Source organism: Bradyrhizobium oligotrophicum (assembly GCF_051168495.1).
In the GTDB taxonomy this organism is placed as follows: Bacteria; Pseudomonadota; Alphaproteobacteria; order Rhizobiales; family Xanthobacteraceae; genus Bradyrhizobium; species Bradyrhizobium oligotrophicum_A.
In genome coordinates, this window is sequence record NZ_JBNPVB010000001.1 from 691,777 (window position 1) to 716,095 (window position 24,319).

General features: G+C 67.7%; 19 protein-coding genes. 7 read left to right on the plus strand and 12 right to left on the minus strand.

Annotated features, from left to right (window positions below; genetic code table 11):
• Positions 1–84: 84 nt before the first annotated feature.
• Positions 85–690 (minus strand): UbiX family flavin prenyltransferase, encoded by a 606-nt coding sequence (locus ACQR1B_RS02960; RefSeq protein ID WP_434831319.1) that lies wholly within the window; start codon positions 688–690, stop codon positions 85–87.
• Positions 687–2,264, minus strand: a complete 1,578-nt coding sequence (locus ACQR1B_RS02965; protein ID WP_434831318.1) for a UbiD family decarboxylase — start codon at positions 2,262–2,264, stop codon at positions 687–689. The genes ACQR1B_RS02960 and ACQR1B_RS02965 overlap by 4 nt, the downstream gene beginning before the upstream one ends.
• On the opposite strand from ACQR1B_RS02965, the gene ubiT reads away from it, so the two are divergent.
• The 4 genes from ubiT to hisC all read left to right on the plus strand — a co-directional run bounded on the left by ubiT (position 2,187) and on the right by hisC (position 6,064).
• Positions 2,187–2,876, plus strand: a complete 690-nt coding sequence (ubiT, locus tag ACQR1B_RS02970) for a ubiquinone anaerobic biosynthesis accessory factor UbiT (protein WP_434831317.1) — start codon at positions 2,187–2,189, stop codon at positions 2,874–2,876. The genes ACQR1B_RS02965 and ubiT overlap by 78 nt on opposite strands.
• The gene (ubiU, locus tag ACQR1B_RS02975) at positions 2,867–3,844 is read left to right on the plus strand and encodes a ubiquinone anaerobic biosynthesis protein UbiU (protein ID WP_434831316.1); all 978 of its coding nucleotides are present in this window, start codon (positions 2,867–2,869) and stop codon (positions 3,842–3,844) included. Before ubiT ends, ubiU begins: the two co-directional genes overlap by 10 nt.
• Positions 3,845–3,881: 37 nt before the next feature.
• On the plus strand, positions 3,882–4,772 hold the full coding sequence (gene ubiV / locus ACQR1B_RS02980; protein WP_434831603.1) for a ubiquinone anaerobic biosynthesis protein UbiV: 891 nt from the start codon (positions 3,882–3,884) through the stop codon (positions 4,770–4,772).
• 224 nt (positions 4,773–4,996) lie between these two features.
• Positions 4,997–6,064, plus strand: a complete 1,068-nt coding sequence (hisC, locus tag ACQR1B_RS02985) for a histidinol-phosphate transaminase (RefSeq protein ID WP_434831315.1) — start codon at positions 4,997–4,999, stop codon at positions 6,062–6,064.
• Positions 6,065–6,264: 200 nt separating this feature from the next.
• Here the strand turns inward: hisC and ACQR1B_RS02990 are convergent, their stop codons facing one another.
• The 9 genes from ACQR1B_RS02990 to ACQR1B_RS03030 form a co-directional block, all read right to left on the minus strand.
• Positions 6,265–8,901: an autotransporter outer membrane beta-barrel domain-containing protein gene (locus ACQR1B_RS02990; protein WP_434831314.1), complete on the minus strand. Its 2,637-nt coding sequence runs from the start codon at positions 8,899–8,901 to the stop codon at positions 6,265–6,267.
• Between the two features lie 285 nt (positions 8,902–9,186).
• Entirely contained in the window at positions 9,187–10,002 is an 816-nt protein-coding gene (locus tag ACQR1B_RS02995) for a TIGR04222 domain-containing membrane protein (RefSeq protein ID WP_434831313.1), read from the minus strand.
• Positions 10,003–10,006: 4 nt separating this feature from the next.
• Positions 10,007–10,561: a glycine-rich domain-containing protein gene (locus tag ACQR1B_RS03000; protein ID WP_434831312.1), complete on the minus strand. Its 555-nt coding sequence runs from the start codon at positions 10,559–10,561 to the stop codon at positions 10,007–10,009.
• 142 nt (positions 10,562–10,703) lie between these two features.
• On the minus strand, positions 10,704–10,922 hold the full coding sequence (locus ACQR1B_RS03005; protein ID WP_434831311.1) for an addiction module protein: 219 nt from the start codon (positions 10,920–10,922) through the stop codon (positions 10,704–10,706).
• Positions 10,923–11,136: 214 nt separating this feature from the next.
• Positions 11,137–12,321, minus strand: a complete 1,185-nt coding sequence (locus ACQR1B_RS03010) for a VWA domain-containing protein (protein WP_434831310.1) — start codon at positions 12,319–12,321, stop codon at positions 11,137–11,139.
• The gene (locus ACQR1B_RS03015; RefSeq protein ID WP_434831309.1) at positions 12,318–14,699 is read right to left on the minus strand and encodes a DUF5682 family protein; all 2,382 of its coding nucleotides are present in this window, start codon (positions 14,697–14,699) and stop codon (positions 12,318–12,320) included. Before ACQR1B_RS03015 ends, ACQR1B_RS03010 begins: the two co-directional genes overlap by 4 nt.
• Position 14,700: 1 nt before the next feature.
• Positions 14,701–15,804, minus strand: coding sequence for an ATP-binding protein (locus tag ACQR1B_RS03020; protein WP_434831308.1), 1,104 nt, complete (start codon positions 15,802–15,804; stop codon positions 14,701–14,703).
• Between the two features lie 31 nt (positions 15,805–15,835).
• Positions 15,836–17,230 (minus strand): DUF5691 domain-containing protein, encoded by a 1,395-nt coding sequence (locus tag ACQR1B_RS03025; protein ID WP_434831307.1) that lies wholly within the window; start codon positions 17,228–17,230, stop codon positions 15,836–15,838.
• 2 nt (positions 17,231–17,232) lie between these two features.
• Positions 17,233–18,660, minus strand: a complete 1,428-nt coding sequence (locus ACQR1B_RS03030; RefSeq protein ID WP_434831306.1) for an SWIM zinc finger family protein — start codon at positions 18,658–18,660, stop codon at positions 17,233–17,235.
• Between the two features lie 915 nt (positions 18,661–19,575).
• On the opposite strand from ACQR1B_RS03030, the gene ACQR1B_RS03035 reads away from it, so the two are divergent.
• Complete coding sequence (locus ACQR1B_RS03035) at positions 19,576–19,902, plus strand: hypothetical protein (RefSeq protein ID WP_434831305.1); 327 nt, start codon at positions 19,576–19,578, stop codon at positions 19,900–19,902.
• A gap of 110 nt (positions 19,903–20,012) precedes the next feature.
• Here ACQR1B_RS03035 and ACQR1B_RS03040 read toward each other — a convergent pair whose 3' ends face one another.
• The gene (locus ACQR1B_RS03040; protein ID WP_434831304.1) at positions 20,013–21,596 is read right to left on the minus strand and encodes a glycosyltransferase family 39 protein; all 1,584 of its coding nucleotides are present in this window, start codon (positions 21,594–21,596) and stop codon (positions 20,013–20,015) included.
• Between the two features lie 569 nt (positions 21,597–22,165).
• Between ACQR1B_RS03040 and ACQR1B_RS03045 the strand changes: the two genes are divergently transcribed.
• Both ACQR1B_RS03045 and ACQR1B_RS03050 read left to right on the plus strand, forming a co-directional pair.
• On the plus strand, positions 22,166–22,837 hold the full coding sequence (locus tag ACQR1B_RS03045; RefSeq protein WP_434831303.1) for a response regulator: 672 nt from the start codon (positions 22,166–22,168) through the stop codon (positions 22,835–22,837).
• A gap of 3 nt (positions 22,838–22,840) precedes the next feature.
• Positions 22,841–24,307 (plus strand): sensor histidine kinase, encoded by a 1,467-nt coding sequence (locus ACQR1B_RS03050; protein ID WP_434831302.1) that lies wholly within the window; start codon positions 22,841–22,843, stop codon positions 24,305–24,307.
• The last annotated feature ends 12 nt before the right edge of the window (positions 24,308–24,319 follow it).

A 24,319-nucleotide genomic window follows, 5' to 3' on the forward strand; every position in this document is an offset into this window, starting at 1 on the left:
CGAGCGACGCCGGCCTCAACTGGCTGCGCGACACCGTGGTGGAGACGTTTGCGAGGCGGCGCTGATTGCGCCGCCTTCCGTCGATCATGAGAGGTCGGAGGGCGCGGGTGCCGAGCCCATCCACTGCCGCGCGTTGGCTCGCAGCCCGGGGAGCGCGAGCAGGTTGATGGCGCGGCAGGCGCTCTGCTCGACGATGTCATCGAGCGATTGCGGCTTCAGATAGAACGCCGGCATCGGCGGCGCGATGATGGCGCCGATCTCGCTGGCCTGCGTCATCGCGCGCAGATGGCCGAGATGCAGCGGGCTCTCGCGCACCAGCAGGACCAGCCGGCGGCGCTCCTTGAGCTGGACGTCGGCGGCGCGGACCAGCAGATTGTCGAGCTGGCCCCAGGCGATCGCCGACAGGGTACGGATCGAGCAGGGCGCCACGATCATGCCGGCTGCGGAAAACGAGCCGCTGGCGATGCATGCCCCGATGTCGTTGACGTCATGAGTATGCGTCGCGAGATCGCGCAGCCGTGCCAGGCTGTCCGGGCCGACTTCCTCGTGCAAGGTGCGCGCGGCAGCACCCGAGACCACGAGATGAACCGCGCATTGCGGCTGCTCGGCGAGCCGTTCGACGATGCGCGCACCGATCGCCGCTCCCGATGCGCCGCTGATGCCGACGACGATGTGGTGCCGCCCGCTCATGCCGAGGCCGCTCGACCGACGCTGGCTTCGCCGAGGCCGAGGCTCGGCCACATCGCGTCGACGCGCGCGGTCACGGCGGGGTCCACGGCCAGCACCTCGCCCCAGGCGCGCTCGGTTTCGGCGCCGATCTTGGTCGTGGCGTCGATGCCGAGCTTGCCGCCGAGGCCGGATTTCGGCGAGGCGAAATCGAGGTAGTCGATCGGCGTGTCCGTAATCGGCAGCAGGTCGCGCGAGGAGTCGCTGCGCGTCGCCACCGCCCACATCACCGCGCGCCAGTCGCGGATGTCGATGTCGTGGTCGACCACGATCAGCAGCTTGGTGTAGCTGAACTGCGGCAGCATCGACCACAGGCCGAGCATGATGCGCCGCGCTTGGCCGGGATAGCGCTTGCGGATCGCCACCACGGCGATCCTGTAGGAACAGGCCTCCGGCGGCAGATGGCAGTCGACGACCTCCGGGAATTGCCGTCGGATCAACGGAACGAACAAGGTATTCAGCGCCTCGCCGATCCGGGACGGCTCGTCCGGCGCGCGTCCCGTGAACGTCGATAGATAGAGCGGGTTGCGACGCGTGGTGATCGCGGTGACCCGAAGCACCGGAAAGCTCTCGACGGCATTGTAGTAGCCGGTGTGATCGCCATAGGGCCCCTCCGGTGCGGTTTCGGTGGCCGACACGACGCCCTCGATCACGATCTCGGCGGTCGCCGGCACCGACAACGGCACGGTGAGGCATTCGACCAGCTCGGGACGGTCGCCGCGCAGGATGCCGGCGAAGCGCAGCTCGGAGATGGTCTCGGGCAGCGGCAGCACGGCGCTGAGGATGGTGGCGGGATCGGCGCCGATCACGATCGCGATCGGCATGTCGCGCCCCTGCGCTTGCCATTGCTGATGGTGGCGGGCACCGCCGCGATGGGCGAGCCAGCGCATGATGGCGCGATCACGGCCGAGCACCTGCATGCGGTAGACGCCGACATTCTCCTGCTCGCCGGCCGCCGCGTCCGGCGGAACGGTGATGACGAGCGGCCATGTCAAGAGCGGCGCCGGCTCGCCGGGCCAGCAGATCTGGGCCGGCAGCGTGCCCAGATCGATGTCGTCCCCCATCGTGATGCATTCATGCACCGGCGCGTCTGACCGCAGCCTCGGCCGGGTCGACAGCGCCGCGCGCGCCAGCGGCAGCTTCTGCAGCGCCTCCCTGAAGTCGCGCGGCGGCTGCGGGGCGCGCAGCTCCGCCATCATCTCGCCGAGCTCGGTCAATCGCTCCGGCTGCACGCCCATTCCCCAGGCCACCCGCTCGACGGTGCCGAACAGATTGGTGACCAGCGGCATCGGCGAGAGCGAACCGCACGCCTTGATCGGCCGCTCGAACAGCAGCACGGGTCCGTCAGCGGAGATGACGCGGCGATGGATCTCTGTGATCTCGTGGACGACCGAGACGCGGTCGCGAATACGTCGCAGCTGCCCCCGTTCGTCGAGAAAGCGCAGGAAATCCGATAGCTCGTGGAAACGAGGGACATCACGCCGCACCGAGAGAGCTCCGTTGAAAAAGCGCCTCGTAGCTCGAACAATCGCGGCCATCTTTGTTCCGGGTCAAATACTTCTTCCGCCGATCCGGCCAGAGCTTGCGCCATGAGCTCTCTTCGGGACGCGTCCTCGACGTCATTGCCACTGTTGCCGCCGCTGCTCGGGCAAGCGCTGCGGCCATTGCCGTTGCTGCCCCTGCAGATCGCGCTGGGCGCCGTCCTGCGCGGGATTCTGCGCCGCCATCCGCAGCTGTTCGACCGGCTCGGCTCTCATCGCGGAAAGCGCTTCGGCATCAAGCCGACCGATCTGCCGTTCGCCTTCGTGATCCAGGCCGGGCCGGGACGGCCACGCCTTGCGGCGGTGCGCGAGCTGCCCACGGACGTCGATGCATCCATCTCGGCCTCGATCGTGAATCTGTTGGCGCTGGTCGAGGGCCGGCTCGACGGCGATGCGCTGATGTTCGCGCGCCAATTGGTGATCGAAGGCGACATCGAGTCGGTGCTGGCGCTGCGCAACGCGATCGATGACGCCGGCCTGGATCTGGTCGGCGAGATCGCGGGACTTGCGGGTCCGTTCGGCGAACCCGCGCAGCGCCTGCTCGCAGCCGCGCGCGACTCCCTCCTGAAATCGACGACGAACGAAAGCGGGATGCGACGATGGAGCTGATCTGTCCGGCAGGGACGCCGGCGGCGCTGAAGAGCGCGGTCGAGGCCGGCGCCGATGCCGTCTATTGCGGATTCGCCGACGAGACCAATGCACGCAACTTTCCGGGGCTGAATTTCAGCCGCGAGCAGCTGCGCGAGGGAATCGCGTTTGCGCATCGGCGCGGCGCCAAGGTGCTGGTCGCGATCAATACCTTCCCGCGGGCCGGCGCCGTCGACCTGTGGCGCCGCGCGGTCGACGATGCCGCGGAGGCCGGCGCCGACGCCCTGATCCTCGCCGATGTCGGGCTGATGGACTATGCCGCACGGCGTCATCCCGAACAGCGACTGCATGTCTCGGTGCAGGCGGCGGCGGCGAACGTCGACGCCATTGCGTTCTACGTCGAGAATTTCGGCGCCCGCCGCGTGGTGCTGCCGCGGGTGCTGAGCGTGCCCGAGATCGCCGAGATCACCCGTGAGACGGACTGCGAGACCGAGGTGTTCGTGTTCGGCGGACTGTGCGTGATGGCCGAGGGACGCTGCTCGCTGTCGTCCTATGCGACCGGCAAGTCGCCGAACATGCAGGGCGTGTGCTCGCCGCCCAGCCATGTGGTCTATCAGGAGACGCCGCAGGGAACGACCTCGCGGCTCGGCGGCTTCACCATCAACCGCTTCGGGCGCAACGAACCGGCCGGCTATCCGACGCTGTGCAAGGGCCGCTTCTCGACCACCCATGGTGCGGGCTACCTCTTCGAGGATCCGGTCAGTCTCGATGCCACGACCCTGCTCGCCGGTCTGCGCGAGGCGGGCGTCACGGCGCTCAAGATCGAGGGCCGCCAGCGCGGCCGCGCCTATGTCGACGGCGTGGTGCGGCATTTTCGCAGCGTGCTGGCAGCACTCGATGCCGGCCGTTCGGCCGATGCGGCCGATCTCACGGCGTTCACTGAAGGGCAGGCCACCACCCAGGGCGCCTATCGCAAGACCTGGCGCTAGGGCCGAAATGAAAGCGGCGGATCGACACGTGCAGCGAATGCAACTCACCTTGGGGCCCGTGCTCTACAATTGGCAGCCGGAGCGCTGGCGGGACTTCTACTTTCGCATCGCCGACGAGGCGCCGATCGACCGCGTCGTGGTCGGCGAAGTCGTCTGCTCGAAGCGCGCGCCGTTCTTCGAACCGCATTGGCCTGATGTCATCGAACGGCTCACAGCGGCCGGCAAGCAGGTGATGCTGGGATCGCTGGCCCTGGTGTCGTTGCGGCGCGAGCGCCGGCAGACGGCCGGCCTCGCCGAGTTCGGCAACGGCCTGGTCGAGGTCAACGACCTCACCTGTCTCAAGGCGATCGCCGGCCGGCCGCATGCGATCGGTCCGTTCGTCAACGTCTACAACGAGGCCAGCGCCGCGTTTCATGCGGCCCAGGGCGCCACCCGGATCTGCCTGCCGCCGGAGCTGCCGCTGTCCTCGGTTGCCGCCATCGCCGCCGCCTTGCCGCAGGTAGCGATCGAAGTGTTCGCGTTCGGCCGTGTGCCGCTGGCGATCTCCGCGCGCTGCTATCACGCCCGCCTGCACAAGCTCGCCAAGGACAATTGCCGCTTCGTGTGCGAGCGGGATCCGGACGGCCTCGTCGTGACGACGCTGGACGATCAAGCGTTCCTCAACATGAACGGTGTGCAGACGCTGTCGCATGGTTGCTGCAACCTGCTCGGCGATCTCGGTCGTCTGAAGCAGAGCGGCGTGAGATCGCTGCGGCTGTCGCCTCAGGCTTGCGACATGGTCGCGGTGTCCAGGCAATTCCAGGCGGTCCTGGCGGGCGAAGTGGAAGCCGAGGCAGCAGCGGGCCGTTTGCGCGAAATCTATCCGGACGTTCCGTTCACCAACGGCTTCCTTCACGCCGCCCCCGGCGCGTCATACGTCTCGGCGTGACGATGTGCGACGAATGCCTTGAAATTCAGGGCAATCTTGGCTTTCGTGGCGCCGTCGCGTAGGATTGCGTCGCGGAGCGCGGAGCTGGTCTTGAACTGCGGAACTGCGTTCGAAACGTTCCGGGCGCGCCATGTGCCGATGCGACGTCTGGCGTCCGATTCACGCTTCCGAAGCCTCCGGTCGATGAGCCGCTTGGGGCGTCACAGGTCTGCAGGAGAACGATCTTGAGCCGCTTCTGGTCGGAGCTCGCCCGCGGGCTGTCGCCCTATGTGCCTGGCGAACAGCCGCAGATACCGGGCCTCGTCAAGCTCAACACCAATGAGAGTCCGTTCGGGCCGTCGCCGAAGGCCGTCGAGGCCATCCGTGCGGCGGCGTCCGATGCGCTGCGCCTTTATCCCGATCCGCAGGCGAACCGCCTGCGCGAGGTGCTCGCCGACTATCACGAGGTCGCGCCGGACCAGGTGTTCGTCGGCAATGGTTCCGACGAGGTGCTCGCGCACACTTTCGCGGCGCTGCTGAAGCAGCCGGCGCCGCTGCTGTTTCCCGACGTCACCTACAGCTTCTATCCGGTCTATTGCCGCCTCCTGGGAATCGCCTACACGATCGTTCCGCTCGACGCCGAGATGCGCGTCCGCGTCGACGACTATCTCGAGCGCGCGGGGCCGCTGATCGTGGCCAATCCGAATGCGCCGACGGGGATCGCACTGTCGCGCGCCGAGATCGCGCGGCTGGTGTCGGCGCGCAGCGACGCGGCTGTCGTGATCGACGAGGCCTATGTCGATTTCGGCGCCGAGACGGCGATCCCGCTGATCCGCGATTACCCTAATCTCCTGGTCGTGCAGACCATGTCGAAATCGCGCGCGCTCGCCGGCCTGCGCGTCGGCTATGCGATCGGCGATGCCGGACTCATCGCCGGCCTGACGCGGGTCAAGGACAGTTTCAATTCCTATCCGCTCGGCCGGCCCGCCCAGGCCGGCGCGATCGCCTCGCTCGAGGACGAGGCCCATTTCCAGCAGTCGCGCGCGGCCATCATGGCGAACCGCGCCGACCTCACTGCCGCGCTCGTCCGCCTCGGCTTCGAGGTCCTCCCGTCCAGTGCCAATTTCGTGTTCGCGCGCCATCCTGAGCATTCCGGCCAGGCGCTGGCCGCCGCCCTGCGCGAGCGTGCCGTGCTGGTCCGCCACTTCACCGCGCCGCGCATCGCGGACTATCTGCGCATCACGATCGGCTCGGAGGCAGAGCTGGCGCGGTTGACGGACGCGTTGCGCGACGTCCTGGCGCAGAGCGGCTGACGACCAAACCGCGGACGCGTGACGGCGGCAGGCGACGCAGGTGTCGTGCCCTCAAGCGACTCGCAGGCCAAACCCATTACGAGGATTGATCCAACAGTCGCCCGATGAGCTGAACGAGCGTGCTTTCTAACTTGTCCAGCGAGCTGATGGTGATGCCGTTCTTGTCGTGCCGCGCGGGCTGACCAACACGGCCTTGCGGCCTACCAAGTGTAGCGGACGACGCCCTTGCCGGCGTAGGAGCGCGTGACGCCGGAGAACTCGCCTTCGAAGCTTGCGCCAGCGGACCACCCGTTCGCCCAGTTCATCTCGGCGGCAGCGGTGGTCAGCACGGAGTCGGTGGCCTGGGCCGCGCCGTTGACGACGAAGCTTGCTCCCGGCAGCGCCTGGAAGGTCGCCGCAGCGGTGCGGTTCGGGTCGAAGTCGTGCGCCCAGGCGACACGGCCGCGCAGCGTCAGCGCGCCGTTCTGCATGGCATAGGATTTGTCGGTGCGGAGGCCAAGTTCGGAGCGCGTGTCGGTGGTCGTTCGTGCTGCATAGGCCAGCGCGAAGGCGCCACTGCCCGAGACGGCGCGCTCCGCATAGGCCGGAAGATCGACGGCCGTTACCTGGGCTGCTGCGTAAGGCGTGAGGCCGATGCCGCCGGTCCATGGCGCGACCAGACGATAGCCGCCTTCGATGCGACCGGAGTAGGTGTTGGTGTTGAACGCAGCGCCCAGATGATCGGTGCCGGCGGCTGTGACGATGCGATCGGTGCTGACGGCCTGCCAGCCATAGGCCAACGCGGCCGAGACATAGGTGGGACCCTGGACGTGACGCACATAGGCGCCGGCCTGGAACAGGTCGGAGCGGCCCCAGCCCTGGCCGGTAACGTTGAAGTTCGTGCCGCCGCCGGCCAGTGCGAAGCCTGCGATCGTGTTCGGTGAGAGAAGGTAGTCGGCGCCAACCGCGGTCCCATAGAGACTGCTGGTGGTGTTGGCGGAGCCGGCCGCGGCATTGCCGTCGGTGGTCTGCGAGCCGCCGAAGCCGGCCGCCCATACGCTCCAGCGCGACGCGAACGGCGCGGCGGGCGCCTTTGTGACCATGGCAAAGGCATCGTTGCGGCGGCGCGCGGCGTAGGCGCTGGTGTGATCGTTCTCATCCGCAAAACCAGTGGTGCCGCCCGGCGAACCCATCGCGCCACCGCGCTGCATGGGATCGCTGACGATGCCCATGAACTGAGTCATTGCGCCGAACGTCGTCTGCTGGGTGGAGCTGCCGAGCTGGCCGGCGGCCTGCGCCAGGCCGGCCGGGGTCAACGACGCATAGGCCCCGGGAATGCCGCCCCCGATGTTGAAGGCGTTGGTCAGGGCATTGCCGACGGCCCGCTGGTTGCCATTCAGGCCGGCCGTGCCGCTGTAGCCGAGTGCGACGTTCAGATAGACGTTGTTAGCGTCATAGCTGAGCGACCGCGTGAGCGTGGTCGAGTTGGCGCTGACCGTCGGCGCAAACGTGCCGGAGACGCCGCCGGTGGCCGTCAGGATGGTGTAGGACTTGGCGACATAGCTGCCCGGCGCGAAGGCGACGTTCACTGTGGCCCCGCCCAGAGTCGCGGTGCCGCTGACATTGGTGGTGGAGGCTGCCGTGGGCGAGACCTGCACCAGATAGGCTGCCCCCGACTGAAAGGCGAGATTGCCGGCCACGCTGAGCGACGTGCCGGCGACGCCGCTGCCGGGGGCAAGGGTGCCACCGCTCGCCACGGTCGTGCGGCCCACGGTGCCGATGCCGGTGAGCGTGCCGCCGGCGTTCACGGTCATGCTGCTCGCCGACGCGAAATTGCCGTCCACGCGCAAGGTGCCGCCATTGACGTTGGCGGCGCCGTTGTAGGTGCTGGTGCCGGTCAGGGTCCAGGCCGAGTCGTCGATCTTGTTGAAGGTGGAGAAGGCGCGGTACTGCGCAGCGGCGCCGAGCTGCGAGATGTCGAACGTCGCGCTGCCGCTGCCGCCGAGCTGCAACGTGTTGTTCGGACTCCCGGCCACGTTGCCGTTGATGACCGAGCCCGGCAGCAGCGTCAGCGTGTTGCTGGCCCCGGTGAGGCTCACCACACCGTTGATCGTTCCGGCATTGATGATCGAGGAGCCGGTGATCTCGATGCTGAAGATCCCGCCGCTGATCGTTCCGGCGTTGGCGATCAGCGACCCGTTGTACGCGGCGACGCCAATCGAGCCACCATCGATGGTGCCGGCATTGTAGATCGCCTGGACCCCGTTGCCGCCGGAAATGCCGTAGTTCGTCCCGGTGATCAGGCCTCCGGCATTGTTCGTGATGATGCCTGAGCCGAATGGGCTGATGATGGCCGTTGACCCGGAGATCGTGCCGGAATTGACGATGATGAAGGCGGTATAGCCCTGAATGCCGTTGTTGTTGCCCGTGATCGTCGCGCCAGCCGCATTGACGATAGCGAGGTTGTAGCCCTGGATGCCCTCAAGGCTGGTCCCGATGATGGAGCCTGAGTTGAAGATGCTGCCGTCATGAATGTTGATGCCGGCATTCGTTCCGCTCACGGTGGCGCCCGTCGCGACGTTGACGGTGACAGCCGCCTCGGCGCCGGTGCCGTAGCCAAAGGTACTGGTGCTCGTGCCGGGGGCACCCGCTCCCTGGTTGGTGGTCGTGCCCGAACAGGTTGCAGTGACGTTGTCAGCCGCGGCCGGCGTACAGTCCGCACGAGCGGTGCCGGTGCCGAGCGCCAATGCCGCCAGTCCGATGCTGAGTGCTGAAACGCTGCTCTGATATGAAATTCGGCGGCGGTCCCTGCCAGCCTCACGCGACGCAAAGACACCATGCACAATGTGCGCAATCATCCCCAATTCCCCATCCGCAATCACGCAAAAGCAATATTCGACGTACAATCGTATCATATGAAACAAAGCGGGCATTTGCGCAAATATGAGCAACATTGGAACAAGCTAAGAAATGTAACTTGTCTGCAACATCAGTTGTGTGGCTGTAAAATTGCTCGCAAAGCTGTTGTGCGAAATGATCGCAGCCGTCCCGTTCTAAAATGCGGGCCGGGCTAGGCTTTCGTCACACGGGCCAGACATAATGCCGGAGATGGCTGACAAAAGGCCGTCTCATGGCGGGTGGGCTCAGCTACAGCCGCCGCAGCCACCACCGCCACCCCCACCGCAACCTCCGCCGCCGCAGCCGCCCCCGTTGTTCGCCGCTTTCGACGTCGCCAGCACCGAGGCATAGGCGGTGCCGGACAGGACCACCGCGCCCGACAGCGCGACCGCCATCAGCAATTCGTGCTCGCGGGGGGCACGGGCGATGCGCGCGTGGGAGGCCTGATAGTTTCGAAGCGCGTCGTTTCCGGCGCGTGTTCGCGACGGCGGCCTGGAAAGCACGTAGGCGACAAAGCAGGTCGCGGCGAGAAGGATGAGCAGGAATTCCACCGGATGGTGGCGCTGCGCGCCGATGACGGCCTTGGTGGCGCCGAACAGCAGCAGGACGCCGACGAATGGCAGCACCGCGCTGCGGAAGGCCTGCATCTGCGGGCGGTTCGGATAGTAGCCGATGGCGCATAGCCGATCCTGCACCCGGACGACGAGCGGCATCAGCGCCGCCTGGAATTCGCTGCGTGTCATCTCGGGGTGAAGCTTCAGATGCGGCGGCCGCTGGATCAAGCCGGCCAGCGCCGATTGGTCGGAGACCGTGATCTTGTGATCTCGCGGCGTGAACGTTGCGGCCCGCTTGGCGGCGAGACCGAGCAGCACGGCATCGCCGAGCCGGCGCTCTCCGCCGGCGAGATAGGCCAGTTCGAGCTCGGTCAGAGGACGGATCGTCGTTGCGGAAGGCCCGATCCTGCGCCGCGCCTGGAAGAGAAACCAGAACAGGACGGCTGCACAGGCGATGTAGAGCAGAAGGAACGGGCCGGCAGTCCAGTCGAATGGATTGAGCGGCAAGGAATCATCTCCCGAATAACCGCCGCAGCCACGCACGGGGCCGCGGCAGGATGAGCCAATGGGTCCGGTCGGTGACGTGATAGCGCGGGCCGGCGAAACGGATGTGTGTCGCAGGCCACAGATCGGGGCTGGGCGGCCCGAAGAAGCGTTCGTGCAGCGCCAGCGTCTCGGCATATTGGCGGCGGTAGGTCATCTGCGCCTCCGGGCCGCCGGGGGTCGGATCGTGATGCAGCGGAGCCTGCAGCCGCTCGCCGCACCAGACCGTCCAATAGTCGCGCGAGTAGATCAGATGCTGGTGCCAGACCTCGTCGACCACCTCGCTCGGCGTCACCGGCGCAGGCGAGACCATCGCGAGGAAGCAGAAGCGGCGATAGGCCTCGATGGTGGCGCGGGCCTCGTCGAGGCTCCAGCCATGGTCGCGGGCCAGACGCTGCGTGAAGTTGAGCGGCGTGTCCGGCTCGAAATCATGCGCGGCGATGCGCCGCCACAGCTCCTGCCGCGCAGGCGTCCAGTCCGGCTCGTCGGCCTGGACATCGACCTTGACCTGCGCGCGCAGCACCGAAGGCTCCCGGAGATCGTGCACGGCAGGACCATAGCATGGAAAGGCGCCGAATTCCACGGGGGTGCGGGCGGCGCAGGCCTGTATGCTGAACGTCAGCTTTCAAGTCGGACCCAGGTCTGCGCCATTTCGCGGCAGTCGGTCACGGCCGGTATTTGGCGATGATGTTGGGCAGATCTGTGGCGGCAAGCTCACCACGCCGGTACGCGGCCAGCCGATCGCTCGCCTCCTGCGCCCAGAGTTGATCGATATCGGCATCGGCCCGGTCCAGGCTGTCGAGCACGTCCTCAACCAGTGCAATGCGGTCTCGCGGAGGCAAAGCGCGCGCCTGCTCGGTCAGCATCTTGGTCTGGTTGCTCATCGTCAATCCCTACCGGTCGAGCCGTAGAATAACGACGCGGCCGCAATGGCTCAAGCCGCAGGCTGCGAAAGGAGGATCCGCGCGCTCTTCCAGCAACAAGATCATGCGATGGCGCCCTACTTCGCCCGCAAAAAACTCCAATGAGCGGCTGCACCAGCCGCGCTAAATCGGCCCCAATCCCCCGCCCGTTTGGTTTCAGCGAGTCTCCTGCCGACTAATCGCCGCCGTCCTCCGGCCGCACCAGCTTGATGTCCTGGGCGGCGGCCCAGGACCAGATGTCCTGGCGCTTCAGCGCGGCTGCCATCAGCTCGGGAAACTGGTGCGGCGTGCAGGCGAACACCGGGCAGCCGAGCGAGGCGAGGATCGCGGCATGCCTGCCGTCATAGGCGGGGCGGCCGTCGTCGTTGAGCGCGAGCAGCACGATCAGGTTCACGCCCGACGAGACCAGCGCCTTGGCGCGCGCCAGCATCTGCTCGGCGATGCCGCCCTCGATCAGGTCGCTGATCAGCACCATGTGCGTGCGCGTCGGCTCGTGCACGAGCCGCTCGCAATAGGCCAGCGCCTGGTTGATGTCGGTGCCGCCGCCGAGCTGCACCGAGAATAGCACCTCGACCGGATCGGCCAGCTCCTCGGTGAGGTCGATGATGTTGGTGTCGAACACCACGAGCTTCATCGCGATCGCCGGGATCGAGGCCAGCACCGCGGCGAAGATCGAGGAGTAGACCACCGACGTGCCCATCGAGCCCGACTGGTCGACGCAGAGGATGACCTCCTCCAGATTGGTCCGGCGCGCCGCGCGGGCGTGGCCGACCAGCGTCTCCGGCACGATGGTGCGGTGCTCGGCCTGCCAGTGGCGCAGGTTCTTTCCGATGGTGCGCGGCCAGTCGATGTCGCCCGGACGCGGACGCCGTGTGCGGCGGCGGCGATCGACCGCGCCGCGGATGGTCTCGGTGGTGCGGGCGTCGAGCTTCTCCATCAGCTCCTTCACCACTTTCGCCACCACCTGCCGCGCCGTGGCCTTGGTCTTCTCCGGCATGACGGTACGCAGCGCCATCAGGTCGGCGACGAGATGTACGTCAGCCTCGAGCGCTGCGAGAAACTCCGGCTGCAGCAGCATCTCCTTCAGGCCGAGCCGCTCGAACGCGTCCTTCTGGATCACCTGCACGACGGGCGCGGGAAAGAACTCCCTGATGTCGCCGAGCCAGCTTGCGACCCGCGGCGCCGAGCCGCCGAGACCGCCCCGGCGTCCGCCGCCGCGCTTGCCGCCGGAGCCCGCGTCGTAGAGCCCGGCGAGCGCCGCATCGAGCCTTCGGTCGCGCGTGGACAGGCCGGCCTGATCGTCGCCGCCGAGCACGAGGCGCCAGCGTCGGTTGCGCTCCGCATCCGCGTCACTGCTCATCGCTCAACCTCCTTGATCGGCCGGTCGGTGCCGAGGATCGTCAGCAGCAGGGGCAGCGCGGCGTCGAAGCCGGCCGCGCCGGCCGGCAGCGGCGCGAGCGGCTGCAACGGCATGGTGTCGCTCGGCGCCGATACGGCGAGCGGTCGCTGCTTGGCGAGCTCATCGAGCAGGCGCCGCCGCTCGCTGCGGTCGAAGCTCGCAAACGCGCGGCGCATCACCGGCAGCAGATTGTTGAAGGCCTCGCCATCGATCGCGGCCAGCCAGCCGTCGATGATCCGGCGCAGCGCCTGGTCATGCAGCAGCACCTGGCCGCTCTGGCCGAGGAAGCCGTCGAGCCAGTCGCCGGCTTCGAGTGTCGGCACGCTATGTGATAGCGCCCGTGAGAGTGAAAGCGCCGTCTGCTCGGGCGAAACGATGCCCTGATCGTACAGCGCGCGACTCGCCTGGCCCTTCAGCAGCGGATGCGCGGATGCATCGGTGGCGACCGATGCGAGCGCGCGGCTCCATCCCTCGCGCAGGCCGGCATCCTCGATCAGCCCGATCGCGACGTCGAGCCGGGCCAGCCTACCGCGAAGATCTGAGGCGACATCGGCCTGCAGGTTGCGGCAGGCATAGACGAGGCCGGCACAGATCGCCTCGATCAGGCTGATGACCAGCAGGCGCAGCGCCTCGGTCGGCAGCGCCCGCGCAGTGCCATAGCGCAGGATTTCGGCGAGCGGCGGCACGGCCTCGGCGAGATCGGCGACGTCGCTGGTCGCCGCCGAGCGCTGCTGCAGCAGCGCGATCGTCGTCTCGGCCGCCTCGGTCAGGCCTGCTTCGAGACAGCCGCGCACGATGCCGGCGACGGTGTTCAGCGACGTGGCCGCCTGCGCATGGGCGACCGCGGCGTTGCCGGCGGCCTGCGCCACCGTCGTGCCATGGACCAGCGCCTCGACCAGGCTCACCGAGAACTCGGGCTCCCAGCGCAAGCGCCAGTTTTCGCGGAACGTGCCGCGGCTCTGTCCCGATCCCTGCAGCCGTCCCCACGGCACCTGGATCAGCGCCAGGCGATGCAGCAGCGTCGACTTGGCAAGCCCAGCCTCGCTGCGCAGGTCGAGTGCAATGTCGCTGTCCAGCGCCTCGGGCTTGAGCTTCAGCTTGCGCTGCCAGCGCGCGAGGTCCGCGGCGAGCGGCATCTGCGGCACGCTGTCGTCGATCTCGCCGACCGCTTGGCCGATGACGAGCTGCTGCTCGATCAGGCGGAACGGCGCGGCCTCGCCTTCGCACAAGGTGGCGAGGCTGGCCTCGCGCATCTCGGCCAAGCCCGGCAGCGCCACGTCACGCAGCGCTGCGAGCGTGATGGCGAGCCGGGACGCCTCGATGACGGAGGCCGTCGACGCCGGCCGCCCATTCCGCCGCAGCAGTTCTGCAACCCTTGCCTGCCAGCGCGTCGTGAAACCGGTGGCATCCAATGCGACGGCCTCAGCGCGCTGCAGTCCCTGCCACAGATGCGCGTACCAGCCGGGCGAGATCACGCCGGCACCATAGCCGGAGCTGGCGGCGAGCCGCGTCTCGGTCCACGGCACCCAGGTCGCGGTCACCTTGATCTGCGGCAATCCCTTCAGCAGCGCACGATCGTCCTTCAGCGCAACCTTCCTGCGCAGCGCCGGCACGTGCCAGGCGCCGCAGACGACGGCGACAGGTCCATCCTGCCCGCTCAGCGCAGCGGCGATTTCCAAGCGCATATGCGCCTCGCGGCGCAGCTCGCGCAGAGCTTCGTCCGCAGGCTGATAGGGCAGGGGATCGATCTTGTCGCGCAGCGCGCCGATGGCCGCTTCCAGCGCGGCGAAGATCTCCGGGCCGTGCGTGCCCTGCTCGACGATCGCATTCCACCAGGATTCGCTGTCGTCATAGCCGGCGAGCGTGGCGAGGTAGGCGAGTGGATCGCGCCGGATCTGCGCCAGCTCCGGATCGGTGGCGCCGGGCTGATCTGAAGCGGCCGCGCTGGCGTCCTCGGGCGCAGCCTCGCCGTCGTCACTCTCCGTCGGTTTGGCCTTGGCGCGCTCGGCGAGCCGATGCGACGCCGGCAGATCGATGAAGCGCACCGGACGCCCCTTCGCGAGCGCCCAGCGGATCGCCTGCCATTCCGGCGAGAACACCGCAAACGGGAAGAAGCTCGCATTGGCCGCATCGTCCTGCGCATGCACCAGCAGCGCGATCGGCGGCACCATCGCCGGCGAGGTGGCGAAGCTGATCAGCTCATCGGCGTCCGGCGGGCCTTCGATCAGCACCACCGCCGGATCGGCGGCGTCGAGCGCTGACAACACGGCGCGCGCCGAGCCCGGCCCGTGATGCCGGATGCCCAGCAGATGCAGGCGATCGGGCGAAGCCGCGGCCATGTCAGATCACGTCGCGAATGGCGCCGTAGAGATCAGCCCATGGCTTGCGTTCGCGCACCACGGTCTCGAGATATTCCTGCAGCACGACCTTGTCCTGCACCGGGTCCTTGACGATGGCGCCGACCAGGTTTGCCGCCATGCTCTGCGCATCGATCACGCCGGAGCCGAAATGACCTGCCTCCGCCCAGGCGCCGATCGTCACCGCGATGGCCTCCGCGGTGGACAGCGAGCCGGAAGGCGATTTCAGCTTGAGCCGGCCGTCGAGCGTCTGGCCGTCGCGCAGCTCGCGGAACACCGTGACGATGCGCATGATCTCCTGATCGGCCGGCGCGATCTTCGGCAGCTCGAGGCCGCCGCCGATCTCGCCGACCCGCTTGGTGACGATCTTCACCTCTTCGTCGAGGTCGGTGGGCAGCGGCAGCACCACGACGTTGAAGCGCCGCTTCAAGGCCGAGGACAATTCGTTGACGCCCTTGTCGCGCGCATTCGCGGTCGCGATCATGTTGAAGCCGCGCGTCGCGTGAATGGAGTCGTTGATCTCCGGGATCGGCATCAGCTTTTCCGACAGCACGGTGATCAAGGTGTCCTGTACGTCCGAGGGCATGCGGGTCAGCTCCTCGAAGCGCACGATCCGTCCCGCCTCCATCGCGCGCATCAAGGGTGTCGCCACCATCGCCTCGCGCGACGGGCCCTTGGCCAGCAGCAGCGCGTAGTTCCAGCCATAGCGGATCTGGTTCTCGTCGGTGCCGGCCGTGCATTGCACGATCATCTCGGACGAGCCGGAGATCGCCGCGGCCAGATGCTCGGACACCCATGATTTCGCCGTGCCGGGCACGCCGAGGATCAGAAGCGCGCGATCGGTGGCGAGCGTCGCCACCGCGGTCTCGATCAGCCGGCGGTTGCCGATATATTTCGGCGAGATCTCGACGCCGGATTTGGTGCGGCCGCCCATCAGATAGGTCACGACCGCCTGTGGCGACAGCCGCCATTGCGCCGGCCGCGCCCGCGTGTCCTCCTGCGCCAGCGCCGCGAGCTCATGGGCGTGCAGCGCCTCGGCCGAACTGCGCAACTGGGCGCCGGCTTTGCTCGCATCTTGCGTGGTCATGGTCATGCTCCGGATATCAGGATGGCGCGGCTCATGTCGGCAGCGCCTGAACGAGATCGGTGAAATCCTTCGCCGCCCGCGCGGTCGCGAGCGGCAGCGCGTCGAGCGAGGCGAGGAAGGCGGGCATCGCCGCTGATGGCATCAGCGCCGCCATCAACACCAGCCGGCCGTCGTCCTTCTGCGCCGCCGGCGTGGTCGCATCGGCGAGCTCCTTGACCGCCTTCTGCCAGGACGGTGATGCAATCATGCGCTCGGCCGCGGCCGGCGCAAGTGGCTGGCGCGCCTTCGTTGCCAGCGACATCACCGTGTAGCCGTGCAGGGAGTCACCGGACGTGAGGCGCGCGCCGATGATGCGCATCACCGTGTCGTCATCCCCTTCGGCGGCGGCGGACTCCATCAGCAGCATGAGCACACGTTGCTCGCTCGGCGGCAGCGCCGCGATCAGCGCCTCCGGCGGTGCGCCGACGGCCGCCGCGAGCGCGGAGAGCTGCAGGCCGCCGAACACCCGCTCGCGCAGCGCCTCGGTCTCCTGCCATTTCAGCCCGTCGCTCGGCAGCTTGAACGTCAGAGTCGACGCCGAGCCGAGGCCGATCTTGGCCAGCAGCGAGCCCGCGCGCTTGAAGCATTGCGCGGCTTCGGTGAGACGGCTGCCGCGCTGGGCGGTCTCGGCGATCCGCGTCAGCAGCTGCGCAGCGAGCTGCTTGATACTGTCGGCGCGATCGGTGCCGAGACTTTCCAGAAACGGCTTGTCTTCGACGCCGAGGCCGACCACGAGCGCGTCGAGCAGCGCGGCGCGCACGGGCGCCGGCTCGCTCTTCCACACCGACTCGATCAGCGCCCGGCCGTCGGTGGGATTGTCGCGGCGCAGCCCGGCGACGAAGCCGCGGCGCTGCGCCTTGGGGAAGCTGGTCCAGTTGTCGATCGTGATGCGCTCGAAGAACAGGCCCTTCGCCGCGTCCTCATCAGAGTCGGAGGCAATCAGCGCGAGAAAGGCGCGCTCGGCGAGGCCCTGGTCCTCGACATTCGCTTTGATATGCGCGGCAAGGTCGGGCAGGTCGAACGGATGCGGGCGGCAGCCGGCGGCCTGGATACGGCGCAGCGCGAGTGGCAGCACGTTCGTGGCCAGCGACTTCTCGACGCTGCGCGCGAGCGCCTTGAGCGCGCGCCGCGCCGGCTCGGGCAGGATCGGCCGCGCATCCTCGTGCAGCCGCCGCGCGGCGTCCGGGACGGGATCGGCGACGGGCGATGGCGCGCCGGCAAAGCGCTGCCATTGCGCGGTAAGCGCGAGCAGCGGCAGCGCCGGCTCGCGATCGCGCGGCAGCAGCTCCGTGAGTGTCGCCGGCATTGTCAGCGGCTGGCGCGTCAGGCCGAGCAGGAACGACTGGCGCAGCCGGGCGTGGAGTTGCGGGTCGATCGCGCTCGCCATCGTCAATCCTCGTGATGCCAGCGGCCGAGCGGCGTGTCGGCGGCGAGCACCTGCGCGGTCCGGCCGTCCCACAGACACAGCAGGCTGAGATCGTCGAGCCCGAGCAGCGGCGCCAACTGATCCTCCTGGCCGCGCTCCACCGCGATCGCCTCGCCGCTGGCATCGATGATCGCGAGCGCGCCCTTGCCGGCGGTCCGCAGGGCGACACCCGACAGCAGCAGCGGCCAGCGATCGAGCCAGGGCAACGCCGCGAGCTTCGCCGCGTAGTCCTGCAGCGCCGGCGCTAGTCCCGGAAGCGGCCGCGGCCAGGATGCGGCGCCTGATGTCTTGCGGCTCGCCAGCAACCCGCGCAACGGCGCGGCTGACGGATAGAACACGACCTCGCCGTCGATCACCTCGCCGGGCGCGAACGGAAAGCCGGCGCCGCCGCTGGAAACGGGCACGAAATCGACCAGCACGGCTGCGCGCGGCTGGCTGATGTCGTTGCTCGCGTTGACGAGCCATGTTTCCAGCCGACGAATTTTATCAGGCTGCACCTCCGAAAGATTGGCGGCAACGATCCAGACGCTGCTCGCGCGCGGCGCGCTTGGGTCGGCCAGCAGCTCTTCGCGCCGCACCGACCAGCCGACCGTGCGGCGGACATCTTCGCGCAGCGGCGCGGGCAGGCGGTCCTGATGCCGATAGGCCGAGGCGATCAGCGTCATCGCGCCGAGCCGCTCGATGGCGAGATCGGCGCGGCGCTCGTCACCGACTCGAAACAGCTCGGTGCCGAGCTGATCGAGCCGGGCCGCGAGGCCGCCGGCCTTGGCGTCGACCAGCCGCGTCGACAGCGTGCGCCCGGCGGCTGCGGCGCGCGTGGCGAAATCGGCGAGGCCCTGGTTGAGCTGGTCCGCGATCCAGTGCTCGAGTTCGTCGAGCCCGGCGAGGATCGCCGCTTCGCGCTCGGCCTTGATGCGCTCGCGCTGCGCCTCGGCGCGCGCCGCCGCCTTGGGATCGGCAGGCGCGGTGGTGGCAGCATCGGCCAGCGCTGCGTCGAGCGAAGGCGGCGCGCCGGCATCGTCGCCCTCGGGCCTGGGCTTCCCCGGTCGGCTACTCGTGCCGCGCCGCCGCGCGCTCCAATCCTCGACCCATTGCGGCGGGCTCGCGGTCTCGAATCGCTCGGGCTTGTCGACGCGCAGCCACAGCACCGCGAGCACATGCTTGCAGGGAAACTTACGGCTCGGGCAGGAACATTTGTAGCCGCCGCCGTCGGCGGCCGTGACGACGCGATACGGCGTCGCGCCCGAGCCCTGGCATTCGCCCCACAGCACCTCAGCATCCGTGCTCGCGGCCAGCACCGGCCAGCCGGCGGGCTTCACCAGCTTCAGCGCGGCGGCGAGCGAGGCCTGGTCGGGCGCAAGCCCTTCGATCCGTTCGCGTGTCAGAGACACCCACTCTCCCAACGGCTGATCGCGCGATGCCGTACTACCTAGCAGATGGCGGGAGAGCCGCACAACGATTCAAGTGGCAGGCCTGCTGATTTGGCTCAGCGTAGCGGAGAGAACGCGAATCATCGGCGCGACGCTCGAGCCGTCTCAACGAGGGGCCGTCATTTCGAAAATCGCTCGTCGAGCCCTGGCCGTTTCACCAGAGGATATCCTCGTCTGCGCCGCGGCTTGCCCCAAAAGTTACGCAATTCCGTGACGCGCACAAACAGTCGTTCGTGCGTCGAAGCGTGACCGGCCCATGCAGCGCTGCTTGACGCGGCATTCGCTCACCTCGTCCGTGAGGGTGTAGTCCGGTGTCGGTCCCGGCGATGGAGCCACGTAATGTTGCGGTAAGGCCGCGAACCTAGCGTCAGGATGTCGATACGATCGGAACCACATCAGATTGCGCCATCGACCGCGTGTCACGGCAGCCATTGCTCGCCGGCCCCCCGATGTGGCGTCCGACCGGAAAGACAGTGGACCGGCGTTGCAGAGCTGAAGGCCTGATCTGATCAGGTCGAAACTGCGGCATCATCCATCATGAGCTGGCCCTGCATGGCTTCGAACGTCGTCGGAGTCCAGCGAGCAGGCCGTTCGGGGTGTTTCCCAGCCCCACGATCCCGAACGGCCTGCAGTGATGGGCCTCGCTCTCTCGCGATTCATCTGGGGCTTCACATGCCGCGGATCACCGGCATCCGCTGTCGCCCGTTCGTCGCGCCGCTCGCGCGATGCCACGCCGGGCAGGCGGCCAGTTCGGGTGCGAGGTGGCCGAGAGTTGCGCCATCGAACAGGCTGTGAAGCTGTCAACCGTCATGATGCGGTAAGGCTCGGCCACGACTCTCCGGCGGCAACGGCTGGACCAATTGCAAGGAGAACGGAATGAAACGGATTGGCGCGATTCTGATGGTGGCATCGACCATGGCAAGCACGATAGCGACGCCGGCCAGCGCCGGCGACAACCGCGGAGCGGCGGTGGCCGCCGGTGTGGTGGGAGGTCTGGCGATCGGGGCGCTGCTCGGATCTGCGGCAAGCGGCCGTGCTGCTCCCACCTACGTCTACGACTACGATGACTATCCGCCGCCGCGCGTCGTCTATCGTCGTCAGCGGGTCTACGAGTATGACGTCGGTCATGGTGGCGGCTATGGCGACGGCTATCTTTCCGGTTACAGAGACGGCTATTCGGACGGAGCCTGGGACGCCGACTGAGATCGGCGCACCGGCCGGCAATGGGCAAGGTCCCGCCACTGCGGGGCCTTGCCTCGATCCGCAGCGGGATGAGGAGGAATGTCACCACGCCCCGACAGCGCCGCCCTGCTTCAGTCGGCCACCAGAAATGCGACCACCGTCCGCGTGCTTCCCAGCCGTCCGAACAGTCGCGATTGCACCGTGAATTCGCGTTTCACGTATCTCCCTGAGCGGGCGGCCGCGCGCTCCTCGGCCTCCATGCAGGACACCTGGTCCCGAAAGCAGAGCGAAACCCAGCCGCGTTCGTCGTGCACCTCGCCCAAACTGTCCGTCGCTGGCTGAGGCGCTGTTGCGGGCAGACCGTAGGACGGATGGTCGGCGCTGTAGAAGGCCGTCGCCAACGCGAGGCTTTCGGTGCCGCCGACATGCTCGAGCGGTCGCCCGGTCCATTCGCGCCATTGCCTCGTCACCTCCGCCGCAGTCTGCTGGTAGTAGGTGCGGCCTTCTTCATAGCCGTGAGTGTTGCGATAGAGCGCGTGGAGCGGAGCCGCGATGATCGCGGCTGAAAGGGCGATGCCGGCTGTGAACACGGCCGTGTTGACCGAGTGGAAGCGCTCGATCCGAAAGTCTGCGCCGCATACGATCACCACCACGAACATGAACAGCCCCTGGAGCGCCCATAGTGACGGCAGGTCGGTGCCCATGATCAGCGAGTTGGCGACGGGCAGGCTGATCGTGCCGATCGCGATGTAGAACAGCAGCCGCAGGCCATCGTTCAACGCTCTCATCTCCGCGCAGAGCTGCCGGATCCGCGCGCCGGCAATGATGATCCAGGTCACGGCAGGAATCGCCATTGCGGCCAGGAGTCCGAGCAGGAAGAACAGGGAATCCCACAAGGAGGTCGACAGGTCGGACCTGGCGTGCGTCAGAGCGTGCTGGATGGGAGCTGCATCGTTTGCCACGAGCCAGTCGAGATGCATCGACAGCGCTGCGAGGCCGACGGCAGTCGAGATCCATGGCGAAGCCGACGTGAAGTAGGCACGTCGCTGCGGATGCGCTGCGGCTGCGAGTGCGAAACTCGCCACCAGGAAGACTGAATAATATTTGCCCAGCACGGTGACCGCGGCGGTGATTCCGGCTGCGATCGCCCAGGGCATCGTCCGCGTTTCGAACGCGCGCAGGAAGCAGTAGGTGGCCAGCGGCCACGTCGCCAGCTGCACCGCGTTCGCGTTGAAGCGCTGGGCATGAAACTGATAGGCCGGCGTCAACATCAGCAGGAGCAGCACGATCACCCGCTTGTCCCCGGTCACGAAGCGCCGCGAAACGAGATCGACGAACCACAGCGCGAGCGCCGCATTGGTCATCGCCATCAGGTGAAATGACCAGTCCGACGCGGGGAACAGCGTGGACCAGGAGCCGGCGACCCAGCCCATCAAGGGTGGATGTTTGGCGTAGCCCCAGCTGAAATGCCTGCCGAATATCGCGGTCTCCAGCACATCGGGATGCAGCCCGGCGCCGGCATAGGCGATGCCGAGATAGATCGTCCAGACGGTGACGAAGCACAGCAGCAGCAATGGCACGGCCCAGCCGGGCTCGATGCCGTCCAACCAGCGCAGGAAGGGACGGCGCCACGCCGCCGGATGGCAGTCGGACCGTTCGGCGACGGCCGTCAACGCAAAGTCGTGGAACATGTCGGTGTGCATCAAATGGAGCATGCCGGGTTCGACGTCCGGCCGGCGGAGCGGCGCGGGCCGCGGCAGCGCGGCGGAAATCGAGGCCTGTCGCAGTTCGGGAATGGGAGCGCGGACTGACGCCGCGTCGCAGCGGATGACGGAATCGCGACCGCCCGGTCTGTCCGGTCGATCATGCGCCTGGCCTCATGTGGACGTATCCTCGACGCGGGGTGAGCGCGCGAGTTCTCCGCCGGGACGATTACCGCAGGCTGACATTCCGGCACGGGCGTACCGGCCGATTGCATCCGGCCCACAGGAGAGGGATGCGCCATACGATTGCAATCATGCCGGCTGAGTCCGCTGGGCAGCCGCAGAGGTCGCATGACGAGGCGGCACGCATCGTGCCCGCACTCATCGTGCCCGCCGGAGAGATGAACGCTGGCCCGCTCGACACTTCGGCTGATGCGGGCAGAGTAATTCTGCTTTTGATGAAACACTTGAAAAAAAGCTATCGGGCCGCAGCCCACGTAATGCTGTTGTAATCCGTCCGTAATGATAGGAACACGAGGTGTCAATATTGCTGGAGACTGGCGTGATTGCAGGAAACTGGCGTGCGCGTTCTGGTCGTTGAGGATGACCCCCATCTGGGGATCTGGCTGCGGGATGCACTCGCAAAGGCCTTCGGCTCGTCGGATATCGTCATGACCCTCGACGAGGCGCGGGCAGCGATCGCCGTGCGCAGTTTCGAACTCGTGGTGATCGATCGAGGCCTTCCGGACGGTGACGGGCTGGCGCTGCTGCCGGACCTGCGGCAACAAAAGCCGAGCCCGGCGACCGTCGTGCTGACCGCGCTCGACGATCCCTCAGACATCGCGCGTGCGCTCGATGAAGGCGCGGACGACTACGTCGCCAAGCCGTTCGAGCCGATCGAGCTGGTCGCACGGGCGAGAGCGGTGCTGCGCCGCCTGTTTCTCGACCGCGGCGGGGTGGTCACGATCGCCAATCTGAGCTACGACATCGTCAATCGCGCGGTCAGCGTCGATCAGGCGCCGATCGTGGTGCCGCGGCGCGAACTGGCGATCCTCGAGGCGCTGGTCCGCCGCAGCGGGCGCGTCGTGCTGCGCGAGACGCTCGAATCCGCGGCCTACGGCTTCGAGGACGAGATTCAGTCGAATGCGATCGAGGCCCATGTCTCGCGGCTGCGTCGCCGCCTGCGCGAGGTCAGTTGCAAGGCCACGATCAGGCCGGTGCGCGGTCTCGGCTATCTCCTGAGCGGGGAGTGACGGATGCGCAAGTGGCAGAAGCTCGTGCGGGTCCGCCGCTCCATCACGTTGCTGTCCGCGACGCTGATCGGCGTGGTCAGCACCATCATGCTGATCTGCGCTGCCGCGCTGCTGATCCGGTTTGGCGGCGACGATGACGGCACATGGGGCGCCGCCGACGTCGCGGACGCGCTGAAGGAGGCCGTGGCTCGGGATGCCAGCGGTCAGTTGCTCGTCAAGCAGACGCCCCGTCTCGACAGGATCATCCAGGATTTCCCGACATTCTGGTACGTCGTCTCGGACAAGAGCGGCGAGGTGAACTACGGACCGATTCCGAAATGGCGTCCGCAGAAGCATCCGTCGACACCGGACAGCACCAGTTTCGTCGCCTATGCGATCGACGGCGAGACCCGAAGCCTGAAGCGCATGATGGCCGTCCGCAATACGCCGGTCGGTGAAGTGTGGATCGAAACCGGCGGCGTGGCCTATACATCGACGCAACTGATGCTCGGCACGCTGACCGACGCGACGATCGTGGCGCTTCCGATCATTCTGGTGCTGGTTGCGACGGTGTTTGCAGCGCTCGTGTTCGTGCCGACGCTGATCGCGCGGCCCGTGCGCGCGGTGGCGAGGGCGGCCGAGATGATCGAGGGCGTGCCGGACGGCCAACGGCTGCCGGAGTGCGACGCGCCGGCCGAGCTGCTGCCGCTGGTCGCCGCGTTCAATCGCGCCTTGTCGCGCATCGATCACGCGGCCGAAGCGCAGCGCAACTTCCTGTCCAACGCGGCCCATGAGCTGCGGACCCCGCTCACCAATGCCCGGACCATGCTCGAGGCGGTGCAGGATGACGGCCTGCGCGCGCGGCTCGTCGGCGATAACCAGAAGCTGTCGTCGATCGTCACCATGCTGCTGCAACTGGCGCGCATCTCGATGGAGCCGGTCGAACTGAGCGAGATCGACCTGGTCGGGCTGGCGCGTCGCGTGACGGCCGAGCACGTGCCGATGGCCCTCAAGGCCGGCCTCGAGATCGGCTTCGCCGCTCCAGATGCTCCGGTCTGGATCCAGGGCTCGGAGCCCGCCATCGCGGTCGCGCTCTCCAACCTGATCAGGAACGCGGTCACCCATGCCGGCGCCGGCGGGCCCATCCTCGTCGAGGTCGACGCGTCGGCGCGCCTGAGCGTGATCGATACGGGGCCCGGCCTGCAGGCGGATCAGCCCGAGCGTCTGCTGCAGCCATTCGCGCGCGGGCACGTCCACGGCGACGGCATGGGCCTCGGTCTCTCCATCGTGTCACAGGTCATGGCGACGCATCAGGGCCGCGTCGAACTGCGCGAGACGCCGGGTGGCGGCACGACCGTGCAGATGAGTTTCGCGCGGTCCTCGCCCCAGCCAGGTGGCGCTCCCGGCGCATCCGGCCCCGTCACGCGCGGCGCGGCGATGCCTGCCCTCCGTCGTCTCGCGCAGAAGGCCGCGTCGCTGTCGCGCTCCTGACGATTGTGCGTC